The 25,138-nt window shown below is 50.4% G+C and carries 23 protein-coding genes; 4 read left to right on the top strand and 19 right to left on the bottom strand.

Features of this window, described 5'->3' with window-relative positions; translation table 11 throughout:
• Positions 1–10: 10 nt before the first annotated feature.
• The 3 genes from coaE (at position 11) to yacG (ending at position 1,766) form a co-directional block, all read left to right on the top strand.
• Positions 11–634 (top strand): dephospho-CoA kinase, encoded by a 624-nt coding sequence (gene coaE, locus A5320_RS05675; protein ID WP_068062082.1) that lies wholly within the window; start codon positions 11–13, stop codon positions 632–634.
• Positions 635–694: 60 nt separating this feature from the next.
• Positions 695–1,441: a cell division protein ZapD gene (gene zapD, locus A5320_RS05680; RefSeq protein ID WP_068062087.1), complete on the top strand. Its 747-nt coding sequence runs from the start codon at positions 695–697 to the stop codon at positions 1,439–1,441.
• A gap of 88 nt (positions 1,442–1,529) precedes the next feature.
• Positions 1,530–1,766 (top strand): DNA gyrase inhibitor YacG, encoded by a 237-nt coding sequence (gene yacG, locus A5320_RS05685; protein WP_068062090.1) that lies wholly within the window; start codon positions 1,530–1,532, stop codon positions 1,764–1,766.
• Positions 1,767–1,925: 159 nt separating this feature from the next.
• Here the strand turns inward: yacG and mutT are convergent, their stop codons facing one another.
• From mutT to A5320_RS05700, 3 genes are all read right to left on the bottom strand, one after another.
• The gene (mutT, locus tag A5320_RS05690; RefSeq protein WP_068062093.1) at positions 1,926–2,336 is read right to left on the bottom strand and encodes an 8-oxo-dGTP diphosphatase MutT; all 411 of its coding nucleotides are present in this window, start codon (positions 2,334–2,336) and stop codon (positions 1,926–1,928) included.
• A 121-nt stretch (positions 2,337–2,457) separates the two neighbouring features.
• Positions 2,458–5,169 carry a preprotein translocase subunit SecA gene (secA, locus tag A5320_RS05695; protein WP_068062096.1) on the bottom strand — a complete coding sequence of 904 codons (2,712 nt, stop codon included), beginning with the start codon at positions 5,167–5,169 and terminating at the stop codon, positions 2,458–2,460.
• A 15-nt stretch (positions 5,170–5,184) separates the two neighbouring features.
• Positions 5,185–6,141, bottom strand: a complete 957-nt coding sequence (locus A5320_RS05700) for a M23 family metallopeptidase (protein ID WP_068062099.1) — start codon at positions 6,139–6,141, stop codon at positions 5,185–5,187.
• 29 nt (positions 6,142–6,170) lie between these two features.
• Here A5320_RS05700 and A5320_RS05705 point away from each other — a divergent pair, with 29 nt between their 5' ends.
• Entirely contained in the window at positions 6,171–6,638 is a 468-nt protein-coding gene (locus A5320_RS05705; protein WP_068062104.1) for a DciA family protein, read from the top strand.
• A 172-nt stretch (positions 6,639–6,810) separates the two neighbouring features.
• Here A5320_RS05705 and lpxC read toward each other — a convergent pair whose 3' ends face one another.
• From lpxC to mraZ, 16 genes are all read right to left on the bottom strand, one after another.
• The gene (lpxC, locus tag A5320_RS05715; RefSeq protein ID WP_068062107.1) at positions 6,811–7,722 is read right to left on the bottom strand and encodes a UDP-3-O-acyl-N-acetylglucosamine deacetylase; all 912 of its coding nucleotides are present in this window, start codon (positions 7,720–7,722) and stop codon (positions 6,811–6,813) included.
• 135 nt (positions 7,723–7,857) lie between these two features.
• Complete coding sequence (ftsZ, locus tag A5320_RS05720; protein WP_068062111.1) at positions 7,858–9,075, bottom strand: cell division protein FtsZ; 1,218 nt, start codon at positions 9,073–9,075, stop codon at positions 7,858–7,860.
• A gap of 129 nt (positions 9,076–9,204) precedes the next feature.
• Complete coding sequence (gene ftsA / locus A5320_RS05725; protein WP_068062114.1) at positions 9,205–10,440, bottom strand: cell division protein FtsA; 1,236 nt, start codon at positions 10,438–10,440, stop codon at positions 9,205–9,207.
• Positions 10,437–11,201 carry a cell division protein FtsQ/DivIB gene (locus A5320_RS05730; protein WP_068062116.1) on the bottom strand — a complete coding sequence of 255 codons (765 nt, stop codon included), beginning with the start codon at positions 11,199–11,201 and terminating at the stop codon, positions 10,437–10,439. The genes ftsA and A5320_RS05730 overlap by 4 nt, the downstream gene beginning before the upstream one ends.
• On the bottom strand, positions 11,201–12,112 hold the full coding sequence (locus A5320_RS05735) for a D-alanine--D-alanine ligase (RefSeq protein ID WP_068062118.1): 912 nt from the start codon (positions 12,110–12,112) through the stop codon (positions 11,201–11,203). Before A5320_RS05735 ends, A5320_RS05730 begins: the two co-directional genes overlap by 1 nt.
• Positions 12,102–13,574, bottom strand: coding sequence for a UDP-N-acetylmuramate--L-alanine ligase (gene murC / locus A5320_RS05740; protein ID WP_068063026.1), 1,473 nt, complete (start codon positions 13,572–13,574; stop codon positions 12,102–12,104). Before murC ends, A5320_RS05735 begins: the two co-directional genes overlap by 11 nt.
• Before the next feature lie 10 nt (positions 13,575–13,584).
• Positions 13,585–14,673 (bottom strand): undecaprenyldiphospho-muramoylpentapeptide beta-N-acetylglucosaminyltransferase, encoded by a 1,089-nt coding sequence (gene murG / locus A5320_RS05745; protein WP_157605651.1) that lies wholly within the window; start codon positions 14,671–14,673, stop codon positions 13,585–13,587.
• Positions 14,666–15,865, bottom strand: a complete 1,200-nt coding sequence (gene ftsW / locus A5320_RS05750) for a putative lipid II flippase FtsW (RefSeq protein ID WP_068062126.1) — start codon at positions 15,863–15,865, stop codon at positions 14,666–14,668. The genes murG and ftsW overlap by 8 nt, the downstream gene beginning before the upstream one ends.
• Positions 15,862–17,193: a UDP-N-acetylmuramoyl-L-alanine--D-glutamate ligase gene (murD, locus tag A5320_RS05755; protein WP_068062129.1), complete on the bottom strand. Its 1,332-nt coding sequence runs from the start codon at positions 17,191–17,193 to the stop codon at positions 15,862–15,864. Before murD ends, ftsW begins: the two co-directional genes overlap by 4 nt.
• A gap of 13 nt (positions 17,194–17,206) precedes the next feature.
• Entirely contained in the window at positions 17,207–18,289 is a 1,083-nt protein-coding gene (mraY, locus tag A5320_RS05760; protein ID WP_068062131.1) for a phospho-N-acetylmuramoyl-pentapeptide-transferase, read from the bottom strand.
• The gene (locus A5320_RS05765) at positions 18,283–19,665 is read right to left on the bottom strand and encodes a UDP-N-acetylmuramoyl-tripeptide--D-alanyl-D-alanine ligase (RefSeq protein WP_068062134.1); all 1,383 of its coding nucleotides are present in this window, start codon (positions 19,663–19,665) and stop codon (positions 18,283–18,285) included. Before A5320_RS05765 ends, mraY begins: the two co-directional genes overlap by 7 nt.
• Positions 19,662–21,176 (bottom strand): UDP-N-acetylmuramoyl-L-alanyl-D-glutamate--2,6-diaminopimelate ligase, encoded by a 1,515-nt coding sequence (locus tag A5320_RS05770; protein ID WP_082971550.1) that lies wholly within the window; start codon positions 21,174–21,176, stop codon positions 19,662–19,664. Before A5320_RS05770 ends, A5320_RS05765 begins: the two co-directional genes overlap by 4 nt.
• Complete coding sequence (locus tag A5320_RS05775; protein ID WP_068062137.1) at positions 21,166–22,899, bottom strand: penicillin-binding transpeptidase domain-containing protein; 1,734 nt, start codon at positions 22,897–22,899, stop codon at positions 21,166–21,168. Before A5320_RS05775 ends, A5320_RS05770 begins: the two co-directional genes overlap by 11 nt.
• The gene (gene ftsL, locus A5320_RS05780; RefSeq protein WP_068062141.1) at positions 22,896–23,204 is read right to left on the bottom strand and encodes a cell division protein FtsL; all 309 of its coding nucleotides are present in this window, start codon (positions 23,202–23,204) and stop codon (positions 22,896–22,898) included. The genes A5320_RS05775 and ftsL overlap by 4 nt, the downstream gene beginning before the upstream one ends.
• Positions 23,201–24,142: a 16S rRNA (cytosine(1402)-N(4))-methyltransferase RsmH gene (gene rsmH / locus A5320_RS05785; RefSeq protein ID WP_068062144.1), complete on the bottom strand. Its 942-nt coding sequence runs from the start codon at positions 24,140–24,142 to the stop codon at positions 23,201–23,203. The genes ftsL and rsmH overlap by 4 nt, the downstream gene beginning before the upstream one ends.
• Entirely contained in the window at positions 24,142–24,612 is a 471-nt protein-coding gene (mraZ, locus tag A5320_RS05790; protein ID WP_068062147.1) for a division/cell wall cluster transcriptional repressor MraZ, read from the bottom strand. The genes rsmH and mraZ overlap by 1 nt, the downstream gene beginning before the upstream one ends.
• Between the last annotated feature and the right edge of the window lie 526 nt (positions 24,613–25,138).

Genomic DNA, 25,138 nt, shown 5'->3' on the forward strand with positions numbered 1-25,138 from the left:
TGAGTAGCGTATGTGCAATTTTATTGTGGGTTTAACCGGTGGTATTGGCAGTGGTAAAACGACTGTTGCCAATCTGTTTGCGGCTTTGGGTATAGTGCTGGTTGATGCCGATGTGGTTGCCCGGCAAGTGGTTGAACCAGGACAACCGGCTTTAACGGCGATTGCAGAACATTTTGGACATGAGATGTTGCAAGCAAACGGCAGTTTAAACCGGCCATTACTGCGTGAACGGATTTTCAGCGATGGCACTGCTAAAAACTGGCTTGATCAACTACTACACCCGCTGATCCGACAACAAATGCTGCTGCAGTTGCAAATCGCTGTCTCGCCTTATGCCTTACTGGTGGCACCGCTGCTGATTGAAAACGGTTTAACCAGCGCGGTCGATCAGCTGTTAGTCGTGGATATTCAACCGGAAACGCAGATTTTGCGCACAAGTTTACGTGACAAAGTCAGCCAGCAACAAGTTGCGGCCATAATGGCCTCTCAATGTGAACGTCAGCAGCGATTGCAACTGGCCGACCAGATTATTAATAATGATCAGGATCCTGCCGGGTTAGTAGAAAAAGTTCGGCAACTACACCAAGTTTATTTGGCATTGGCGGCAGAAAAACTAGCTAAATCGCTGACTTAAGGTTATGTTAACTGATGGGCCGAAATGCGGCCCGTTGCGTTATTCTGGTGAACTGCAACTATGACTGAACTGCTCTACGAACATCCGCTAAATGAAAAAGTCCGAACCTATTTGCGGGTGGAGTATTTGTTTGCACAGGTCAACCATCAGTTAGCACTTGGCAATGAATCGCAACAGCTTGGTTTTTTCACCTCGTTATTTGCGCTGATTGAAGTTTTAGACCGTAATGATATCCGCCCTGATTTAATCAAAGACGTTGAGCGCTGTGAAAGTGCATTGGTTGGCTGGTCCCGTCATCCATCAATTTCCGATGACAGTCTGCAAACGATGCTGCAACAGGCGGTTCGCCTACAAAGTGAATTGATCCGCGGGTCAAAATTCGCCAACGTGTTAAAAGATGATAAGTTTTTAGGGCCACTGCGACAGCGATTTTTTATTCCGGGCGGCACCTGCTACTTTGATTTACCACAACTGCATTTTTGGTACACCCAACCGCTGGAAACCCGGCAAAAATCGGCACAAGACTGGATTGGTCAACTACAACTTGTTGAACGTGCCATTAGTTTTGTTCTGACCTTTATTCGCGAACGTGGCCAGTTCCAACCTGTGGTGGCCGACAATGGTTATTACCAAAGCAACACCGAACAGTTTGAATTACTGCGCTTAAATTATCCGTTGGAATATGGCTGTTACCCGACCATCAGTGGCAATAAATACCGCTATGCCATTCGCTTTATGCAACTGTGTGACACTCAGGGACGCGCCACGTCCGATAAAAACATTCATTTCCAATTGGCTTGTTGTTAACAGCTGCGCCTCACGGTCATCTCCTCATAAAATCCTGCACAAACTGCGGTATACTGGCCGCCTTATTTATTGATGTCAGAAATTTGCTATGAGCCAAATCACCGTTAAGTGCCCAACCTGCCAGACGGCAGTGATCTGGGGTCCAGATTCAGCCTTCCGGCCTTTTTGCAGCGATCGCTGCCGGCTCATCGACTTAGGAGAATGGGCCAGCGACAGCCGCCGTATTCCGGATACCAGCCCGATTGAAGCAGGCCTCGGCGATGTTGATTTGTTAGCGCTCGATGATGCGTTAATGGCACAAGAGAATGGATTTTTTAAAGATTAGTCCGTTGTAATGGCGAACTAGCTTCGCTGAGTCCGCCCAACTTTTTTAACTAAACTCATATATTTGAGTAGGGCGTCACTCACCGCGTTAGCGGTAGTGCGCCAGATGGCGAAATGAAATTCAGGTACTCAATGGCGGACTAGCTTCGCTGAGTCCGCCCTACTTAGCCTGATACAACGCTAACACTTGATCTAGAATCGGCTGATTGGCATCTGGGAATTGATAATGACTAAGTTCTGAGTAATGCACCCATGCCACTTGCTGGCCCTCCAGGCCCTCTCCAGCGCCTTCTGTCTGACTGACCAACCAGACATCCAGTAACACGGTTTTTTCCGGATATGCGTATTCCAGCTGCATCAGCGGCGTTGCCTGAAGCACCTGCAGACCCACTTCTTCCAGCAACTCCCGGCCGAGTGCGTCCACCACCGTTTCACCCTGTTCGACTTTGCCACCCGGAAATTCCCAACGACCGCCCTGATGCAGTTGATCAGGTCTTTTACTGATAAAAATCTGCTCGCCGCGCTGGATCACTCCGACCGCGACATGGATTAATTTTTTTGCTGCTTGCATTGCTTGCTCCGGCGACTCAACGCTGCTCTGCTTTCAGGCTCGGCAGCTTTGTTCTTCAATTGAAAAAGGCAGAGAAAACTCTGCCTTTTTTGTTACTTCAGTTTCGTCACGTCAATAATAATTAGCTTAATTTACCATGACACTGTTTATACTTTTTGCCTGAACCACAAGGGCATACGTCGTTACGGCCAATTTTTTCGGTTTCGCGGAACACCGGGCCTGCCGGAGTCTCCGGTACTTCGCCGCCGATATGCTCTGCTTCTTCATGCTGGAATTCTTTTGAAACCGCATCGGCTTTACGACGTTGCTCTTCCACCGCTTCAACGTCTTCCGGAGCACGGATCTGCACGCGGCTCAATACACCGATCACGTCCAGTTTTAACTGATCCAACATGGTTGAAAACAGCTCAAAGGCTTCGCGCTTGTATTCCTGTTTCGGGTTTTTCTGCGCATAACCACGTAAGTTAATGCCCTGACGCAGGTGGTCCATCGCTGCCAAATGCTCTTTCCAGTGTGTGTCCAGACTTTGCAGCATTACGGCTTTTTCGAACTGACGCAGCACCGGCGCACCAACCATCTCTTCTTTGAGCTGGTAAGATTTTTCCACCACTTCGTGAATACGTTCTTTTAATTTTTCTTCAAATAACTTGTTGTCCTCAGCCAGCCATTTGGCAATTGGCATATCCAGCGCGAAATCTGAGCGGAAACGGTTTTCCAGGCCCGGGATATCCCACATTTCGTCCAGCGACTGTGGTGGAATGTATTGATCCAGCACCGATTGCACTACGTCCTGACGGATAGCCGCCACAGTATCGGTAATGTCGTCAGTGGCTAACAATTCATTACGCTGCTCGTACACCACTTTACGCTGGTCATTGGCAACATCATCAAATTCAAGCAGTTGTTTACGGATATCAAAGTTACGCGCTTCCACTTTACGCTGGGCGTTTTCAATAGCACGGCTGACCAACGGGTGTTCAATCGCTTCGCCATTTTCCATGCCGAGTTTACGCATCATACCGGCCATGCGGTCTGAGGCGAAAATACGCATTAATGCATCATCCAGCGCCAGATAAAAACGGCTGGAACCAGCATCACCCTGCCGACCGGCACGACCACGTAACTGGTTGTCGATGCGGCGTGATTCATGCCGTTCAGTACCGATAATATGTAAGCCACCAGAGGCAATTACCGCATCGTGACGTAGCTGCCACTGTGCTTTAATCTCGCTGATTTGCTCGTCAGTTGGCGCCGTTAATTTGGCAACTTCAGATTGCCAGTTACCGCCCAGCACAATGTCGGTACCACGACCGGCCATGTTGGTGGCGATAGTCACAGCGCCCGGACGACCGGCTTCAGCAATGATTTGCGCTTCGTTAGCGTGGAATTTAGCGTTCAGCACCTGGTGCTGAATTTTTGCATTGTGCAACAAAGTCGACAGATACTCTGAGCTCTCGATGGAAGCTGTACCTACCAGCACCGGGCGGGCGGCATCACGGGTCTCTAAGATATCTTTAATGATTGCCTGATATTTCTCTTCCGCCGTTAAGTACACCAAATCTGGCATATCTTTACGGACCATCGGCCGATTGGTTGGAACCACAATGGTTTCCAGGCCATAAATTTGTTGAAATTCAAATGCTTCAGTATCGGCAGTACCGGTCATACCTGAAAGTTTCAGATACAAACGGAAATAGTTCTGGAAAGTAATTGAAGCCAGGGTCTGGTTTTCATTCTGAATGCGCACACCTTCTTTGGCTTCGATCGCCTGGTGCAGACCTTCAGACCAGCGACGGCCTTCCATGGTACGGCCGGTATGTTCGTCGACGATAACAACCTGACCTTCTTTGATCACGTAATCAACATCTTTCTTAAACAGGTTGTGCGCACGCAGAGCGGCATAAGTGTGGTGCAATAAGGTGATGTTGCTGGCAGAGAATAACGACTCGCCCTCAGCCATCAAACCCCGTTCCAGCAGAATTTCTTCCACCCGGATCTGACCCAGTTCAGTCAGGTAAATTTGTTTGGCTTTTTCGTCGATGGTGAAGTGACCATCGCCCATCTGCCCTTCTTCGTCTTCTTTTTCCTGGCGGTCCAGCATCGGCACCACCGTATTAATCTGGCGATACAACTCTGAACTGTCTTCAGCCTGACCAGAAATAATCAACGGGGTACGGGCTTCATCGATTAAAATCGAGTCTACTTCATCGATAATGGCAAAAGCTAAATCGCGCTGCACCCGTTCGGCCATGCTGAACGCCATGTTGTCACGCAGATAATCAAAACCGAATTCATTGTTAGTACCGTAGGTAATATCAGCGGCATAAGCTTGCTGTTTTTCCTGATGTTGCATGCCAGGCACGTTCACGCCAACCGTCAGACCTAAAAAACTGAACAGCGGCTCGTTGGTCGCAGCATCCCGTTTCGCCAGATAGTCGTTCACGGTAATCACGTGTACTGAGCTGCCACCCAGCGCGTTAAGGTACGCCGGTAAGGTTGCGGTTAAGGTTTTACCTTCACCGGTACGCATTTCAGAGATTTTGCCTTGATGCAGCACAATACCGCCCAGCAGCTGCACGTCAAAATGGCGCATACCAAAAATACGTTTGCTGGCTTCACGTACCGTGGCGAAAGCTTCTGGCAGTAAATCATCCAGCGATGCGCCATCGGTGACACGCTGCTTAAACTCAGCGGTTTTAGCTTTTAACTGCTCATCGGACAGTGCAGAAAACTGACCTTCCATGCTGTTGATCTGGTCAACCGTCTTCTGAAGTTTTTTCAGGTAACGATCGTTGCGACTACCAATCAATTTGGTAAAAAGTTTTCCAAACATTGTCCAAGTACCACTTTATTGTTGAGACTGGCGCGCAGTCCTGGCAGAGCCATATAAGTTTTTAGTCCGACGATTCACAAACAACATCGGGTCTATTTGCTGACCATCTTTTAACACTTCGTAATGCACATGCGGTCCGGTCGAACGACCGGTATTCCCCAAAGTTGCGATTTGCTGGCCTTTGCTGACCAGACTGCCAATTTCGGTATTCACCGTTTTGGCATGACCATACCGGCTGCGATAACCATCGGCATGCTCTATTTCAACCATTAACCCGTAACCAAAACGCTCACCGGCCCAGGTCACGATACCACCGGCAGTGGCATACACCGGATCACCTTCGTCGCCTGCGAAATCAACACCTTTGTGCACCGCAGGACGACCACTGAATGGGTCGTTGCGTACACCAAACCCTGACGACAAATACCCGCTTTTCACCGGTCGACCGGATAGCTGACTGTTATTACCAATATTGTGATTCAAATCCAAAGATTCAAGTAAGGCAAAGCGCGTTTGTTCAGATTGTAGATTTTGCTCAAGGTCGGTCAGTTGCAGCAGCACATGGTTGAGTTCAGCCAGACTGATTTCAGTCGGTGTTTGCGCCGGTCCGCCAATAGCTGGCGCGGCATGCAGATCAAATTCATCCAATGATAAATTCGCGGCATCAATGAGGCGCTCGCCGACCATATTTAACCGGTTCACCTGCGCTTGTAACGACGCCACTTTGGCCGTCAGTGCTGCGATCTGGTGCTCTGCTCTTAAGCGAATGGCTTCGACTTGTGCCGCATCCACCGTTGGACTGCCTGAAAGTGGCAATACTTGCTGGCTGGCATCAGTCCACAACCGGCCTGCCGCAGCCCCTAAACCCATCGCAATGCAGAACAACAAGATCGCGGTCACCGCCCATTGCCGGGGAGTTGCCCCAAAGCTATGGCTGCGATGTTGCTCGCGATAAAAAACTGGTAGACTCATGGGACCTCAGTTTCTGGTTGTTGTTAGTTATGGCCCGCTATACACGCAAACCTGTCGACGTCACTGCGTTGTTGCAACAGAACACTTTGTTGCAAGGCACCCAGCAGACAGAAATAGTGCGTCAACTTAATACCGAATTAATCCGGATCCTGCAACTGGAAAAACCATATTTCTGCAAGGTCAGCCGCATCCAGGCAGGCAGAGTACAAATTTTGTGCGGTTCTGCCGCCTGGGCAACCCGCTTGAAAATGCAAAGAGCGGCCATTCTAGACAATTTCCGCCAAAAAATCTTGCCTGATTTGGCCGGGTTGGATATCGACCTCACCCCCAACTCCGATCTGAGTTATCAGCAAGCACAGAACCAAACCACAGTACCGGTACAACGACAGATGTCGGAGCAAGCTGGCGCTTATTTGCTGGCCGCGGCAGAAGGTGCTGATCCCCAGCTTGCTGCCAGTTTAAAACGCCTTGCGGCATCGGCTGGCAAAAAATCTTGATCCAAACTTATATACCCAAAATCATTGAAGATTTGGGTAGGCGGCAACTGAACGAATCTGGAGCGCCTATGAGTGAAGGCGGCCAACAACCCCATATCTTCAAGGATGACGGGTATAAACAAAAAGGCCAGAGTATTTGCGCTCTGGCCTTCGAGGTTATTCAGCAGTCTATTTAAGCAAGCTGTGGAGCCAGATAAGAGATTGGCAACTGCGCTGGTTTGTCAAAGGTAACAAATTCCCAGTTTTCCTGATCAGCCAGTACCGCATTTAGCAGCTGGTTATTTAACGCATGGCCAGTTTTGTATGACTTAAACTCGCCGAGGATGCTGTAACCGGCCATATATAAGTCGCCGATCGCATCGAGAATTTTGTGTTTGATAAATTCATCGTCGTAACGCAGACCGTCCTGGTTTAATACCCGGAACTCGTCCAGCACCACGGCGTTATCGAAACTGCCACCTAACGCCAGGTTATTGGCACGCAGGTATTCAATATCCTGCAGGAAACCAAAAGTACGGGCACGGCTGATATCTTTGATAAACCGGGCAGCAGAGAAATCTAATTTCATCCGTTGTTTGGTTTCAGAAATCACCGGGTGGTCAAAGTCGATGGCAAAATCAATGCGAAAACCGTGATGCGGCTTAAATTCTGCCCATTTATCACCGTCTTCAACCCGCACTGTTTTCTTAATTTTGATGAATTTTTTCGCCAGCTTTTGTTCGCTAACGCCTGCTTCAAGCAGCAGGTAGACAAATGGATTGGCACTGCCGTCCATAATCGGTATTTCGGCGGCATCAACTTCAACCAGCAGGTTGTCGATACCAAGGCCAGCAACTGCGGCCATTAAATGTTCGGTGGTCGATAACCGCACGCCATTTGGGTTGATTAAACAGGTACACATCACGGTATCACCCACCAGTTCCGGTGATACTTTAAAATCTACCACTGGATTCAGGTCAACACGACGAAACACAATACCTGTGTTGTCAGGTGCAGGCCGGAGAGTTAGCGTAACCTTCTCACCCTTGTGCAAACCCACTCCGATAGAGCTGATAGATTTACTGATAGTACGTTGTTTAATCATCTTTTTCTCGTCCTGTTCAATATTTGAACAAACCCAAACGGCGGCGAAGCATAGCATATGTTAACAAACTTGCCAATGCCCGGGTCGCAGCCCCGATATCACAACCCTGCGTGCGGAAAAGTCTCTGAGTTGAGATTAATCCGCTTGTTTACGCAGGAAGGCCGGAATATCAAAAATATCGATATTGGCTTTATTATCTGCCTGTGGCTTGCTTTGTGCCGCTTCAACCGGCGCCATCGCAGGCATTGCATCACGCATTTCACGTGCGGCATTACCAGCATTGCCATACACGGTGCCCGCATTGCCATAAACGCTGGCTGAATGGCTGTTGTACTGAGTACGCACAGGTTCCGCCGCACGGTGATGACCATGCACCAGGCTGATGTCTGGCTTACGCTCAGCACCAATACCGGTGGCAACTACAGTGACCCGCAGTTCGTCTGACATATCCGGGTCGATAACCGCGCCAACAACAACAGTGGCGTTTTCAGAAGCAAAAGCTTTTACGGCATTACCAACGATTTCGAATTCTTCGATAGTCAGATCCAGGCCAGCAGTGATATTAACCAGAATGCCTTTGGCACCTGATAAGTCGATATCTTCCAGCAGTGGACTGGAAATCGCTTGTTCAGCGGCTTCTTCTGCCCGATCCGGACCAGAAGCGCGGCCGGTACCCATCATCGCGGTACCCATTTCTGACATCACAGTACGGACGTCGGCGAAGTCGACGTTAATCAGACCAGGGCGGGTGATCAGTTCAGCAATACCTTGTACAGCGCCTAACAACACGTTGTTGGCTGCTTTGAACGCATCGAGCAGGCTGGTGCCTTTGCCCAATACTTTTAATAATTTATCGTTTGGAATGGTGATTAACGAGTCGACATGTTTGGACAGCTCAGCAATACCTTCGTCGGCGTAGTTAGAACGTTTTTTGCCTTCAAAAGGGAATGGCTTGGTCACAACAGCCACCGTCAGAATGCCTAATTCACGGGCAACCTGCGCCACAATTGGCGCTGCACCGGTACCAGTACCACCACCCATACCGGCAGCGATAAACACCATATCAGCACCCATAATGGTTTTTTTGATGGTGTCGCGGTCTTCTTCCGCTGAGCGGCGACCGACTTCCGGATTGGCACCGGCACCTAAACCTTTGGTGACATTGGCGCCTAACTGCAAAGTAACGTGAGCAGATGAATTACGCAGTGCCTGTGCATCGGTGTTGGCAGCGATAAACTCGACGCCTTCGATGTTGTTAGCAACCATATATTCAACGGCGTTTCCGCCACCACCACCGACACCTACAACTTTAATGACAGCTTCTTCGCTGTGGTTTTCCATTAACTCAAACATAGCTCTCTCTCCGTTTTTATACGCTAATTCCCGTCATCCTTGACGTTACAGGGGGTTGTCAAACTCACTTGCCACATTATCCACCGCGGCCCACTTGTAACGCCAATGATTTAAGGGATACTCTCTCTCTTAAAATTCGCCTTTAAACCAGCTGGTGACTTTTCGCAATAATCCACCGACTGATTCCCGTGCAGCACCGACTTTTTTCTGCTGTTGCCGCACATCTTTGCCGTACAATAACAGCCCTACCACGCTGGCGTAGGCCGGATCCTGTACATACTCTGCTAAACCTTTTAATTTGGTCGGAAAACCTAACCGCACTGGCATCTGGAAGATATCTTCGGCGAACTCAATAGCACCTTCCATCTTGGCGGTACCACCGGTCAACACCACACCTGCGGCAATTTGTTCTTCCAGACCACTGGCGCGGACTTCTTCCAGCACCAGCTCGAATAATTCCTGATACCGTGGCTCAACCACTTCAGCCAGCGTATGCCGCGACATACTGCGCGCCGGACGTCCGCCAACACTTGGCACTTCAATGCTTTCTTCTTTACCGACCATGCTACGAAGTGCACAGGCGTACTGAATTTTGATTTCTTCGGCGTGGCCAATCGGCGTGCGGAAGATTTTTGCGATATCGCTGGTCACCTGATTACCGGCCACCGGGATCACCGCGGTGTGGCGCAGCGCACCATTGGTGTAAATAGAAATGTCGATGGTGCCACCGCCCATATCCACCACACAAACACCAAGCTCTTTTTCGTCTTCGGTCAGCACCGCATAGCTGGAGGCCAGTGAACTGAAGATCAGTTGGTCTACCTGCAGACCACAACGTTCAACACATTTTTCGATGTTTTTTGCCATATCGTTGGCGCAGGTGATGATATGGGCTTTGGCTTCCATCCGCACACCGGACATGCCGATAGGGCTTTTGATGCCTTCTTGCATATCCACCGAAAATTCTTGTGGCAATACGTGTAATAACCGGCGCTCTGCCGAAATGGGTACTGACTTGGCAGCGTGGATCACGTTTGCCACATCTTCGGCTGTCACTTCGGTATCGTTGATTGGCACCATGCCGCTTTCGTTCTGACAACGAATATGTTTACCGGTAATGCCTAAATACACCGACGATACCCGGCAATCGGCCATCAGTTCTGCTTCATCGATGGCGCGCTGTACGGCCTGTACCACCAGATTTAAATCATTGACGCCGCCTTTATCCATACCACGGGCGATATGCGTTCCCACCCCAACAATACTCAGCTGATTGTCTGCAGTAATTTCGCCCACCAGCGCTTTGATCTGCGAAGTGCCGATATCTAAACCAACGATCAATTCCCGATCTAACGACTTGGTCATGCTTTTCTCTTTTCCAATTGCACAGGCGCTGGGGCGAATCGAACCGCCAGACCGGTGTCATACCGTAAGTCGACCTGCTCGATCGCTTCGGATTTATGTTTACTGATAGAAGGGTACAAATCGATAAACCGCTGTACCCGTTTGAGCGTGTCTTCACGCCCCAATTTTAATTCGATGCCATTGCTCAGCGTAAGCTGCCAGGCGAAGCGATCAGACACCGATAAACGCGCTGCTTCAAACTGGTGCAATGTTAACAGGCTTTGAACTCTGCTGAACATGGTCAGGGCATCCTGCTCGCTGCCTTTTGGGCCGGCCAGTTGCGGTAATTTAGAATTCAGCTGCGCAATGGGTGCTTTAAACACCTCACCTCTTTGGTTCAGCAAATATTCCAGATTCCAAATCGCCACCGGGCTGTGCTCCGTCACCACAACCACCAGCGTATCAGGCCATTGTTTGCGCACGGCTACCTGATACACCCATGGTTGTTGCTGCAGGAACTGCTGCACCTGATCAACGTTCACCTTAAAGTAATTTCCGACAAATTCCTGCTGCAAAGTACGATGGAGTTTTGTTGGTTGAATATGCCCAAAGTCCCCGTACAGCTTCACCTGGCGGATTGGTGCATTTTGTTGATCCTGCACCCAGACCACAACCCGACTGACAAACCAGATCACTAAACATAACGACAGTAGAAAAAACAGTACCCCGCCGACAAAAGCCGGCGTGAAAGGTGTTTTTTGCTTACTGCGTACTATTGTCATCAGCTTTGCTCTAACACTTTATGAACCAGTTGCTCGAAACTGTAACCAGCGGCTTTGGCGGCCATTGGCACCAGCGATTTTTCGGTCATACCCGGCACTGTATTCACTTCCAGCAGGTAAAAATTGCCGGCTTCATCCATCATCGCATCAACCCGGCCCCAGACTTTGGCGTCCACAGCTTTAAACGCAGCGACAGACACCTGTTGCAGAAATAACGTCTGCTCAGCGCTGAGTGGCGCCGGACACAGATATTCGGTGCTGTTGGATTGATACTTGGCTTCATAGTCATAAAAAGCACGGGGTGTGCGCATTTCAATTACCGGTAACGCCTGACCATCCAGCATTGACACGGTAAATTCGCGGCCCTGGATCCACTGCTCGACTAACACCGCTGCATCATATTGAAACGCCAGTTCCAGTGCGGCTTTTAATTCATCGCCGTTGGTGGCTACGCTCATGCCAATACTGGAACCTTCGTTAGCAGGCTTCACCATCACTTTGCCGTTCAGCTGGGTTATCACAGCGTCGTGGTCGATGACTTCGCCTTTCACCGCCACTACAAAGGGCGCTGTTGGCAAGCCATGGGCGCTGAACAGGAACTTACAACGGATTTTATCCATCGCCAGCGCCGAACCCAGCACACCGCTACCGGTATAAGGGAAGCCTGCCAGCTGCAGCGCGCCTTGCATGGTACCGTCTTCACCACCACGGCCGTGTAATACAATAAATACCCGCTCAAATCCAAGGGCTTTCAGCTGGGTTAAATCCTGTTCTTTCGGGTCAAAAGCGTGGGCATCGATGCCTTGATTTTGTAACGCTTTTAATACCGCTGCGCCTGATTTTAATGACACTTCGCGCTCGGCTGAAGTACCACCGAACATCACGGCGACTTTGCCAAAATTACTGCTCATTTTGGGATCCTGCCTTTAACTCAGCCTTTAATCCGGCTTTTAATAACGAAATCTGTAGTTGCTGTGCCGCCAGTTGTTTAGCCAGCGCACCAATATTGCCGGCGCCTTGCGTCAACAGCACATCACCGTCCTGTAACACATCAGCCAATGCGGCGGCTAAATCGGCCGGTTGCGCCACGTAAATTGGATCCAGCTGGCCACGGGCACGAATACTGCGGCATAAACTGCGACTGTCAGCACCAGCAATTGCCGCTTCACCCGCGCTGTACACTTCCAGCAGCAGCAAGGTATCGACAGTTGACAGTACCTGGGCGAAATCTTCGTATAAATCACGGGTTCTGGTGTAACGGTGCGGCTGATACGCCATCACCAGCCGGCGCTCTGGCCAGGCATTACGCGCAGCGGCAACAGTAGCAGCGACTTCGGTTGGATGATGACCATAATCGTCGACCAACAGCACTTTGCCGCGGCCGGTTTCAAACTCACCGTATTGCTGAAAACGCCGGCCAATACCTTCAAACTTGGCAAAGGCAGCTAAAATGGCAGATTCGGCAATGCCTTCATCGCTGGCTATGGCAAAAGCGGCGGTGGCGTTTAATGCGTTGTGCCTGCCGGCCAGATTCAGCTTCACGCTACGGCCGTGGCCCGTTGGGTCGGTGATTACAAAAGCGGTTTGGATCCCGGCTTGGCTGAAATCGCTGATGCGATAATCAGCATCGTCGCTAAAACCATAGGTCAGCACGGTGCGGCCAATCTGTGGGATGAGTTCACGCACCACCGGATCGTCAATGCACACCACCACCACGCCGTAAAATGGCAGGTTGTGGCAGAATTCGAGGTAGGTGCTTTTCATTTTTTCAAAATCGCCCTGATAGGTTTCCATATGATCAGGTTCGATATTGGTAATAATGGCGGCCATTGGTTGCAGATGCAGGAACGAAGCATCGCTTTCATCCGCTTCGGCAATCAGGTAACGGCCTGCACCCAGCCGGGCATTGGTCCCGGCGGAATTGAGTAAACCACCGATCACAAATGTAGGATCAGTGTTGGCTTCGGCAAAAATTGACGCCACCAAGCTGGTAGTGGTGGTTTTACCGTGCGTGCCAGCAATGGCGATGCCATGGCGAAAACGCATCAGTTCAGCCAGCATTTGTGCGCGGCGTACCACTGGAATTCGTTGTTCTAATGCAGCAGCGATTTCCGGGTTTTCGGCTTTGATGGCGCTGGAAACAACCACTACACTGGCGCCTTTGATATTTTCGGCAGCATGGCCAAAACAGACTTCAGCCCCTAACGACGTCAGCCGTTCCACCACCGGATTAGGACCTAAATCAGAGCCAGAGACTTTGTAACCTTCGTTGAGCAGCACTTCGGCAATACCGCCCATGCCAGCCCCGCCAATGCCAACAAAATGGATGCGTTCCACCCGGCGCATGGCAATTTTTTCCTGAGGCCTGGTCATTGTATTCATATTATTTCAACCCTATCACGTGTCGACAAACCGCCACGACCTGCTCGGCCGCGTCGTCGATGGCACAAGAACGTGCCCGTTGTGCCATGTGTGCAAGCGGCGTTTTATCTGAAAGCCAGCTTTGCAACAGCGACACTAAATTCTCATTGTTTAACTCAGTTTGTGGCCACAACAAAGCAGCGCCTTGTTGCACCAGCCAGTTAGCGTTGGCCGTCTGGTGATCATCTATCGCACTTGGCAGCGGCACAAAGATGGCCGCAACACCAACACAAGCCACTTCGCTGACGGTTAAAGCGCCAGCTCGACAAATCACAACATCGGCCCAGCGGTACGATTCCGCCATATTTTCAATAAAAGCAGTCACTTCCACTTGCAGCGAAGCCGGTGCATCGGCGTAACTTTGTTGCACTTGCGTTAACATCGCCTGACCGGTCTGATGTTTTACCTGAACAGGCCCAGAGGCCGCGACCTGCTTCAGCTGCGCAGGTAAAATATCATTCAGTGGTTTAGCGCCTAAACTACCACCGACGATCAAAATATTTAAGCCTTTACTGAAATTAATCTCAGTTTTTAGCCCAATCAGCTCACTACGTACCGGATTTCCCAACACCTGCCGCTGCGAAAGTTGGCTAAACGCCGTCGGGAACGCCACCATCACCTGCTGCGCCAATTTCGCCAGCAATTTGTTGGTGGTACCGGCCACCGCATTTTGCTCATGAATAAGCAGTGGAATACCTTTCATCCAAGCCGCAACACCACCTGGGCCGCTGGCATAGCCGCCAAATCCCAGCACCAATTGCGGTTGTACATGCTGAATAACTTTGCGCGCCTGGCAAATCGAACGCCATAACATCAAGGGCGCACTAATCAATGCTTTGATACTTTTGCCGCGCAAACCACCAACTTGAATCGCATGAAAATGCCAGCCAAAACCCGGCACCAGCTTGGCTTCCATCCGATCGGCAGTGCCAAGCCAGTGAATAGTCCAGCCTTCTGCATGCAATAATTTGGCAACTGCCTGCGCCGGGAAGATATGGCCACCAGTGCCACCGGCCATAATGAGTGCGGTCGGTCCATTGCTGTTAATCATGCGGTCCTCCGCTAATGGCATGTTTGCCCTTGAGGCGCACTTCAAAATCAATCCGCAGAATAATGGCCGCGGCAATCAGCATTAAGATCAGACTACTACCACCGGAACTGACAAAAGGTAGCGTCAGGCCTTTAGTAGGCAACACGCCGGTGGCCACACCGACGTTAACGAACGTCTGACAGCCAATCCAGATCGCCAGCGAATAAGCCAGAAAACCGTGAAAACTTAAGCCTTTTTGCAGCGCCCTTTTGCCAATCCATAAAGCGCGCACAAACAGCAAAAACAATAGCGACATCACCATCATCACGCCAAATAAACCGGTTTCTTCGGCGATGACCGCCAGAATAAAGTCGGTGTGCGCTTCAGGTAAATATTCTAGTTTTTGTACGGAATTCCCGAGACCCTGACCAAACCAACCGCCGCGGCCAAACGCCATCAACGATTGTGTCAGCTGATAACCACTACCAAAGGGGTCAGCCCATGGGTCAAGGAAAGAAGTCACCCGCCGCCAACGGTATTCGCTGTAAATAATCAGCACTGCAATCGACATCAGGCCGGTAAAAATCAGCCCAAAAAACTGCCACAGCTTAGCACCAGCTAAAAACAGCAGCACCACGCTGGTGCCGAACATCACGATCACTGTGCCCAAATCGGGTTGCATCAGCAATAACACGGCAAAGGCGAACAGGATAAACAACGGCTTTAAAAAGCCTTTTAAGTTCTCCCGGACTTCGTCGTGGCGACGCACCAGATAACTGGATAAATAGACAAAAAAGAACAACTTAGCCGGTTCTGCCGTTTGAATACCAATAGGCCCGATATACAACCAGCGGGTACTACCGTTGACATTACGTCCAACTGCCAACACCGCAATCAGACCTAATAAACCAATCACCAATAGCAATAAATTGGTACTATGCCACCACTGAATGGGAATATTTAACACGGCATAGGCCAGCGACAAACCAATCAACATATAGATGCCGTGGCGAATACTAAAATGCAGCGGATTGTCGAACAGACGTTCGGCCACCGGCACTGAAGCGCTGGTCACCATCACAAAACCAACGCATAACAACAGCACCACTAAAGTGAAGAAAAACCGGTCATAGCTGATGCCATCTTCGGCTTGCCACCAATCAGCGACGTCATTGCCAATATTGTTCACCCAGTTCAGTGCCAATTGCTTCATAGCAGCACCTTCTGCACCAGCTCGGCGAACAACCGGCCCCGCTCTTCGTAGTTTTTAAACATATCAAGACTGGCGCAAGCTGGCGATAACAACACTAAATCGCCGCTAGCAGCTACATTTGCTGCCACTTTTACCGCTGCAGCTAAATCAGCCACTTCAATAGCGCCAGGCACCAATCCAGCAATAGCCGAACCGTCTTTACCAAGGGTGATCAGCACATCAACCTGCGCCTTTAATACAGCAGCAAGTTCAGTAAAATCAGCGCCTTTGCCATCACCGCCAGCGATTAAAATAAGTTTGCCGCTGACGTCAGAACGCAGTCCGGCAATCGCCGCTAAAGTCGCACCAACATTGGTGGCTTTGGAGTCGTTGATAAAGCGGATACCGTTTTGACTGGCGACCAAAGTGCAGCGATGCGGCAAGCTTTGATAAGTACGAAGCGCTGCTGCCACACCTTCGCGACTGGCGCCAGCGGCCAGTGCCAAAGCGGCTGCAGCTAACGCATTAAATTGATTGTGTTTGCCAACAAGTGACATCTCTACCACTGGTAACAACGGCGCACCTGCCACTTGCAGCCAGTGTTCGCCTTTGATTTCAACCACGCCATAATCATCGCCATTTAAACTAAGCGCCAGCTGCTGCTGTTGTGGCTGATTTTGAGGTGTTGTCAGTGCATCTTCAGCGTTAAATACCGCTAACGCCGCATGCTGAAAAATCCGTTGTTTTGCTGCCGCATATGCAGCCATCGAACCATGACGGTCCAGATGATCTTCGGTCACATTTAGATTGCAGGCCGCCAGTAACTGCAGGTTATAGGTGGTATCCAGCTGAAAACTCGACAGCTCCAGCACATAAACTTCCGTATCACTTTCTGCCAAAGCATCGAGCACCGGCAAACCGATATTGCCAGCAGCCAGCGCTTTGATGCCGCTCTGCTCTAACATATAAGCCACTAACGTGGTCACTGTCGACTTGCCGTTAGAACCGGTAATCCCTAGTACTGGCTTTTGATTGCTCAGCGCGAATAATTCAACGTCACCAACCAGTTGCGTGCCCTGCGCTGCGGCAAAACGAATCGCCGGATGGGATAAATCAAGACCAGGGCTTACCAGAATCACATCCATTTTCGCCAGCCGGTTGGCATCCAGTTCGCCTAAATAAATGCCATCAACTTTTTCCGACGGCACTGCTTCCAGGCCACTGACTTTTAACCTTGTATCCATCAGCGTCGGTTTAACGCCTTGTTTCAGCAAAAAGCGCACCGTGGCCAGACCCGACAGGCCTAACCCCAATACCGCTACTTTTTTGCCCTGAAACAACTTCGTCATGCCATGCACCTGATTAACGCAGTTTTAAGGTCGCAAGACCTACTAACACAAAAATGATCGATAAAATCCAAAAGCGGACGATGACTCGTGGCTCCGGCCAGCCTTTTAATTCATAGTGGTGGTGAATTGGCGCCATCCGGAAAATCCGCTGGCCACGCAGTTTGTATGAACCCACCTGCAAAATCACCGACAGCGTTTCGATAACAAAAATGCCGCCCATAATAATCAGTACAATTTCCTGCCGAACCAGCACCGCAATCACACCCAGAATGGCGCCTAGCGCTAATGAACCAACATCACCCATAAAGACTTGCGCCGGATAAGTGTTAAACCATAAAAAGCCAAGCCCGGCGCCGACAATAGTGGCGCAGACGACAACGAGCTCGGAGGTGAGCGGTAAATGCGGAATATGCAGATAACTGGCGAACACCACGTTACCGCTGACGTAAGCAATAATGGCAAACGCCATCGCTACCATGATGGTCGGCACTATCGCCAAGCCATCTAAACCATCGGTCAGGTTAACGGCGTTACTAAAACCCACCATCACAAAATAAGTGGTGACCAGGAAAAACAGCCCCAGTTGCGGCAACACGTCTTTCATAAAGGGCACAATCAAGCTGGTTTCAGCCGGACGGTCCGAAGTGGCGTACAGGAAAAATGCTGTGATAATGGCAAACACCGACTGCCAGAAATATTTCCAGCGGGCGATCAGGCCTTTTGGGTCTTTGCGGATCACTTTGCGGTAATCGTCGATAAAGCCAATCCAGCCGTAGCTAACCAGCACAAACAACACCACCCAAACGTATTTGTTCGATAAATCTGCCCACAACAGCGTACTGACGGCAATCGATCCTAAAATCAGCAAGCCGCCCATGGTCGGAGTGCCCTTTTTAGAGAAATGGCTTTGTGGGCCGTCATCACGCACGGTCTGGCCAATTTGCAGTTTTTGCAACGCAGCAATCAGTTTTGGCCCGAAATACAGGCTTAAGAATAACGCCGTCAGAATGCCCAGAATGGATCTGAAGGTTAAGTAACTGAATACGTTAAACGCATTCACATATTGGGTGAGATATTCGGCTAACCAAACTAACATGCACTTGTCTCCTGCTGACATCTTTCTAGCAAGTCTTGTACAACTAACTCCATCTTGGCACTGCGCGAGCCTTTGACCAGAATGGACACTTCTGCTGTGGTATTTAAAAACGGCGTTAACTTAGTCACCAGCTGCTGACGTGAACTAAAATGCGCGCCCTGGGCATGAAATTGCTCGCTGGCGTTCTGAGATAACACGCCGAGCGTGAACAGCTGATTAATTCCGGCCTGCTTGGCATGAATACCGACTTCCTCATGGTACAAGCGCGCATCCGGACCTAATTCGCCCATATCACCCAATACCAGAATGCGGGTGCCGCCATAGGACGCCAATAAATCAGTAGCCGCTTTCACTGACTCCGAATTGGCGTTGTAGGTATCGTCAATAATGCGCAGATTTTCACGTGGCTGATGCACGTTGATCCGGCCTTTGACTGGTTTCATTGCGGCAAGGCCTAACTGCACATCGGTCATACTGGCACCAAGCGCCAAAGTTGCCGCTGCCGCCGCCAGCGCATTGCCGACATTGTGTTTACCCGGCAGCACCAACTGAATAAACCGCTGACCAAAAGGGGTATGCATATTAAAACCAGCACAACCCTGGCTATCCAGCATGATATTTTCAGCATAAAAATCAGCACTTTGCTGTTCCATGCTAAAAGTGTGAACTTTCAGATGGGTTAACCGCTGTAACCAATAGCTATGAAATTCACTGTCCAGTGGCACAATCGCCAGACCATCGGTTGACAGGCCGGTATATATTTCGCCCTTAGCTCTCGCCACACCAAACAGATCGCCAAAACCTTCCAAATGCGCCGCTGCAACATTAGTGATCAGCGCCACATCGGGTTTCACCAATGACGTGGTGTAAGCAATTTCACCCAGATGATTGGCGCCCAGTTCCATCACGGCATATTGATGCTCTGGTTCCAGCCGCAATAAGGTCAGGGGTACGCCAATTTCATTGTTAAAGTTGCCGGCGGTAGCCAGCACGTTACCAATGCGCGACATAATAGCCGCCATCATTTCTTTGACGGTAGTTTTGCCAACACTGCCGGTGACAGCCACCGCTTTTGGCGCCAGTCTGGCTTTGACCAATGCGCCTAGCTGGCCAAGTGCCAATTTAGTATCGGCAACAATCAGTTGTGGTACGCTGCAATCAGCAACTTCGTGCTCAACCACCACGGCGACTGCGCCTTTGCCGACCACTTCAGCGATAAAATGGTGGGCGTCGAAATTTGGACCTTTTAAAGCAATAAACAAATCACCGGCGCTAATTTGCCGGCTGTCAGTGCTGACACCTGAAATCGCCAGATCAGCACCTTGCAAACGGGCGCCTAACGCAGGAGCAATTTCAGCTAAATGAAGGCTGATCATCGGCACATCTCCGCCAATAAACTATTGATAAATTTACGTTCGTCGTAATCCCGCACATTGGTACCAATCACCTGATAAGACTCATGACCTTTACCGGCGACCAAAATCATATCGCCAGCATGCGCTTCGATCAGCGCCAGCTTAATGGCAGACTCTCGGTCAGTTTCAATTTGGCAGTTGGCGCCGGTCACCATACCGGCGGCAATATCATTGCAGATATCGATCACAGCTTCAGTGCGGGGGTTGTCGGCGGTAATGATAACATGATCTGCGTACTGTTCGGCGATCCGTCCCATCACCGGACGTTTCGCTTTATCACGATCGCCGCCACAACCGAACACACACCAGAGCCGGCCGCGGCTTTGCTGTCGCAGCGCGACTAAACTTTGTTGCAGTGCATCCGGCGTATGGGCGTAATCGATAACGACGGTCACATCACCTGGAAACTGTAATTGTTCCATCCGGCCAGGCACTGCGGTCAGCCGCGATACGGCCCGGACGATTTCAGGCAAACCATGCCCCAACAACAATTGAGCCCCCATCGCTGCTAACACGTTTTGCACATTAAATTCGGCTAACAGTGGAATATGCAGCTGGAAATGACCTAAATGACTATGCAACTGACAGCGAAAGCCATGACCATCGGTTTGCAATTGGTCATAGGCCAAATAACGGGTAAAGCCCTGACAATCGGCCAGCCGCCCGTATGCCAGCGTTTGCAGCGGCGTACTGGCAGCGAGTTTTTTACCGTATTCGTCAGACACATTAATCACTGCCGCTTTGGCCAAATCTGGCTGGAATAACATGGCTTTGGCTTCAAAATAAGCTTGCATGGTGCCGTGATAATCGAGATGGTCGTGGCTTAAATTGGTAAATACCGCTACCGCAAAATCTAAACCTGCTACCCGGTGCTGCACCAGCGCATGTGAAGATACTTCCATCGCCACCAACTGGCAGCCCGCCGCGCGCATTCCTGAAAATATCTTATGTAAATCAACCAGATGCGGTGTGGTGTTTTGCAATGGCGTGAAGGTTGGGAATTCACCAAAGCCCAAAGTGCCGATGACCGCTGCCCGCTCGCCCAATAACCGGCTGAGCTGATTGATAAAAATGGCAGTGCTCGATTTACCGTTGGTGCCGGTAATGCCAACCAGTTTTAACTGACTGGCCGCTTCCAGGTAAAACCGGCTAACTACGGCTGGCAACACAGCGGCTAAATCCGGCCACACCAGCACCCGCGGGTCTTGGATTAAATCACTGTGTGACGGCAGCAACTGATCAGTGATGACCATTGCCGCACCATGCTGCAGCGCGGTATGGATAAACTGATTGCCATGACAGGTGACGCCCGGTAACGCCAGAAAAATATCACCGTCTTTCAACTGCTTGCTGTTAATACACAGCTGCGCTGCCGGTAAAATTTCTGGTCGGTTTTCTAACGCACAAAGCGACTGTCCTTCGACAGTCGCTTTAAACGGGGATAACCATTGTTCGAGTCGGTTAACCTGCATCTGGACCTCCGGTCACTTTTGAGATGCGGCTGTCATTACCGTCAGGGGGTAGGTTGAGGAGCTGCATCGCAGCGCCCATCACCGCGCTGAACACTGGTGCGGCTACCTCACCGCCACCGTAATAATCGCCGCTGGGTTCATTGATAATGACCACACATGCCAGTCGTGGCTGAGAAATCGGGCCGATGCCGGCAAAGGAACCGATATAGTCGTCACCATAACCACCGGCAATGGCTTTTTTCGCAGTACCTGTTTTACCACCAACGCGATAACCAGCGACTTTAGCGCGGGTCGCAGTACCACGTTTTTCGGTGACCGCTTCTAACATTTCGACCATCGCATCGGCGTTATGTTCGGCAACAACACGCTCACCCGGTGGTGGATTGTCAGTTTTTAAAATGGTCAAAGGTCGTACCGTGCCGCCATTGGCAATAGCGGCATAAATTCTCGCCAGTTGTACTGCGGTGACTGATAAACCATAACCAAAGGATAAAGTTGCACGTTCATGCTCCGACCAACGGGCACGTTCACGCAGCTGACCAGCACTTTCGCCCAGTAAGCCAAGGCCGGTATCTTCACCCAGACCCATGTTGTAATACATTTTCAGCAAATCTTCATGTGGCATATTCAGCGCTAACCGCGTTACGCCAATGTTACTGGAACGACGGATAATACCTTTTAAATCCAGATCGCCATTGCCGGTAACATCTTGTACCCGACCACCACCAACCCGGATTGGGCCGTGTCCGGTTGGAATAATCGTATTGAGATCAGCAGTGCCATTTTCCAGCGCCGCCAGTACTGGTAACGGTTTCACCGTGGAACCAGGTTCAAAAGTATCGGTAATAGCACGGTTGCGAAAACGATGCACCGCAGTACCTTTTTTATTGTTCGGGTTGTAAGAAGGGCTGTTGACCATCGCCAGCACTTCGCCGGTATGCACATCAACCAGCACGATAGAGCCCGAAGTTGCGCCATAGGTCAGCACGGCTTTTTTCAATTCACGATAGGCAACCGCCTGAATACGCTGATCAATACTCAGCTGCAAATTGCGCGATTGCGTGGCATCGGTTTGCTCTAACACTTCAATTTCACGGCCTTTGGCGTCTTTACGAATGACTTTACGGCCATCGATGCCTTTGAGTTGTTGATCAAACTGCCGCTCCACGCCTTCCACCCCGTGATCATCAACGTTGGTGAAACCTAAAATATGCGCTGCGACTTCACCGGCCGGATAATAACGGCGCGATTCCTGTTTGAAATAAATACCAGGGATCTTTAATTTACGGATGTAATCGACAGTTGCCGGACTGGCGTGGCGTTGCAAATAGACGTAACGCTTTTTCGGATCGGTAGCGATTTTTTTAGTCAGTTGCTCCGGGCTGATTTGCAGCATTTCTGCCAGCGCATGCCAACGACGATTATCGCCTTTGGCATTGGCTTGCATCACCACTTTCGAATCGGCGTACACAGATTCGACCGGCACACTCACCGCCAGCTCTTCGCCGTTACGGTCTAAAATCATGCCACGCAGCACTTCGTCGGATTTTACCCGCAGCGAACGCAAGTCGCCTTGCTCCACCAACATATCCGGCTCAACCACTTGTAAATAAGCAGCACGGGCGACCAAACCAAAAAATACCGTCGACAACGACAGCACCACAAAGGCAAAGCGCCAGCTGATCACGGTTGGGTGTTTACGGTTTTTCGCTTGTCTGCTCATGGCTCATCCACCACTATATCCTGCTGCCCGGTTGGTCGAACCATCTGGAGCTGCAACTGGGCAATCTCCTCAACCCGGCTGTGTTCTGACAAAGCCCGTTGTTCTACCAATAAATTGCGCCATTCCATTTCTAAAGCGTCGCGTTGTTGGAATAATTTGTCTTGCTGGATGGTCAGCTGCCGGTTCTGGTGGGTAAATTCCACCACCGCCATCGCCGACAACACCAGCATCACCAGCACCACAAACAACAACTTATGGTTGCCAATGTCCTGCAGAATCAGTTTGTTCAGTTTGATGCTGCTCATAGCGGATTCTTCTGTGCGATGCGCAGCACGGCACTACGAGCCCGTGGATTTTGCTCCAGCTCAGCATCCGACGGCATAATGGCTTTGCCCACCAGAGCCAGCGGCAAATGCCGTTTCAGTTGCGCTTCAGTCAGCGGCAAGCCTTTTGGCACGGCCGGAGGTTTGCTGTGCAACCGCATAAATTGTTTCACCATCCGATCTTCCAGCGAGTGAAAGCTGATCACGGCTAACCGGCCACCTGGTTTTAATGCCGCGAGCGCAGCATCCAAAGCAGTTTTTACTTGCTCCAGTTCGCTGTTGATATAAATGCGGATCGCCTGAAAACTGCGGGTTGCCGGGTGTTTTTTCTCTTTAAAGCTTTTTGGCGCCGTGGCGGCAATGAGCGCGGCCAGCTGGCTGGTGCGGGTCAGCGGTGACTCAGCACGGGTATTCACAATAGCGTTGGCGATTTTCCAGGCGAATTTTTCTTCACCGTACTCACGCAGCACAAAAGTAATGTGCTCGACATCGGCTTTGGCCAACCACTCGGCGGCGGAAATACCGCAAGTTGGATCCATCCGCATATCCAGCGGACCATCACGCATAAAACTAAAACCACGTTCGGCATCGTCCAGTTGCGGTGACGACACCCCAAGATCCAGCAAAATGCCGTCGATCTGACCGCTGATCCCTTGTGCAGTTGCAACATTACCAAGTTCAGCAAAAGCGGTGTGGCTGATATGAAAACGATTATCGGCAGCAAATTCTTCAGCAGATTTAATCGCTTGTGGATCACGATCAATGGCAAACAACCGGCCGCTCGCGTCAAGCTTGCTCAGAATGACCCGGCTATGCCCTCCCCTGCCAAAAGTACCATCGAGGTAAATTCCGCCGGGCTGAATGTTGAGGCCGTCGATTGCTTCGTTCAGCAAGACGGAAATGTGTGCTTGCTGCGTCATTACAATGAAAGATCCTGTAGTCGTTCTGAAAGTTCGGCGTCGCCGGCGATGGCCATTTCTTTTTCGGTGGCCATATCTTCGGCGACCCGTTGATGCCAGGTCTCTTCGTCCCAGATCTCAAATTTGTTCAGCTGGCCGACAAGGCGCAGGCTTTTGCTCAGGTGAGCATGCTCGCGCAAAGTCGCCGGTAATAAAATGCGGCCGTTTTTGTCCATGTCGCAATCGGTGGCATGGCCCAATAACAGTCGTTTCAGGCGTTGTTCCTGCGGATTAAAGCTGGACAGCCGTTTCAGTTTTTCTTCGATTTCTTCCCACTCAGTCAGCGGGTACAACAACAGGCAAGGATCTTTGTGATCAATGGTGCAGATCAGTGCGCCGCCGGTTTCAGACAACAGGCTATCGCGGTAACGCGTTGGAAGCGTCAACCGGCCTTTGTCATCCAGGCTTAGAGCAAATGATCCACGAAACATGTTGATCCCATTTTGTTGTATTTAGATCCGAAGAGAATCGATGATCAGTTGAAGATCGATCCGGCAAAGATCCACTTTCACCCACGAATCTCCACAATGATACAGTTTAGGGCGCTGAATTCGGCCTTGTCAAGGTAAAACCCCACTTCAATGATCGAATAAAAGCCAATAACCACGCGGGTTAGCGCACTGACTTTAAAAAAAGTGGGAAAAAGTGGTGATCCAGGATTGTTTGTGGATTGTTTATGGATAGTTCGGCGCAAAATAGTTACGCATAACCCATGATCAAGCCAGCGCGCTTGTTGTTGGCGCATATTTGAACGGACTTTCGAATTTAGGATCTTTAGATCACTGATCTAATTAGATTTTTCTTGTATACACCAACAACGCAATTGTGGAAAAGCTACTAGCACTACAGCGAGCAATCAGTGCTACTCGCATGCTGCCGCTGGGTTTGCGGTTTAGGCTGGTGCGAAAATTAACCACAACGTCAGGCAAAATCGCTGCTGGATTTTCATAGCCCCAC

This window comes from Rheinheimera sp. SA_1 (assembly GCF_001669775.1).
Classification (GTDB): Bacteria; Pseudomonadota; Gammaproteobacteria; order Enterobacterales; family Alteromonadaceae; genus Pararheinheimera.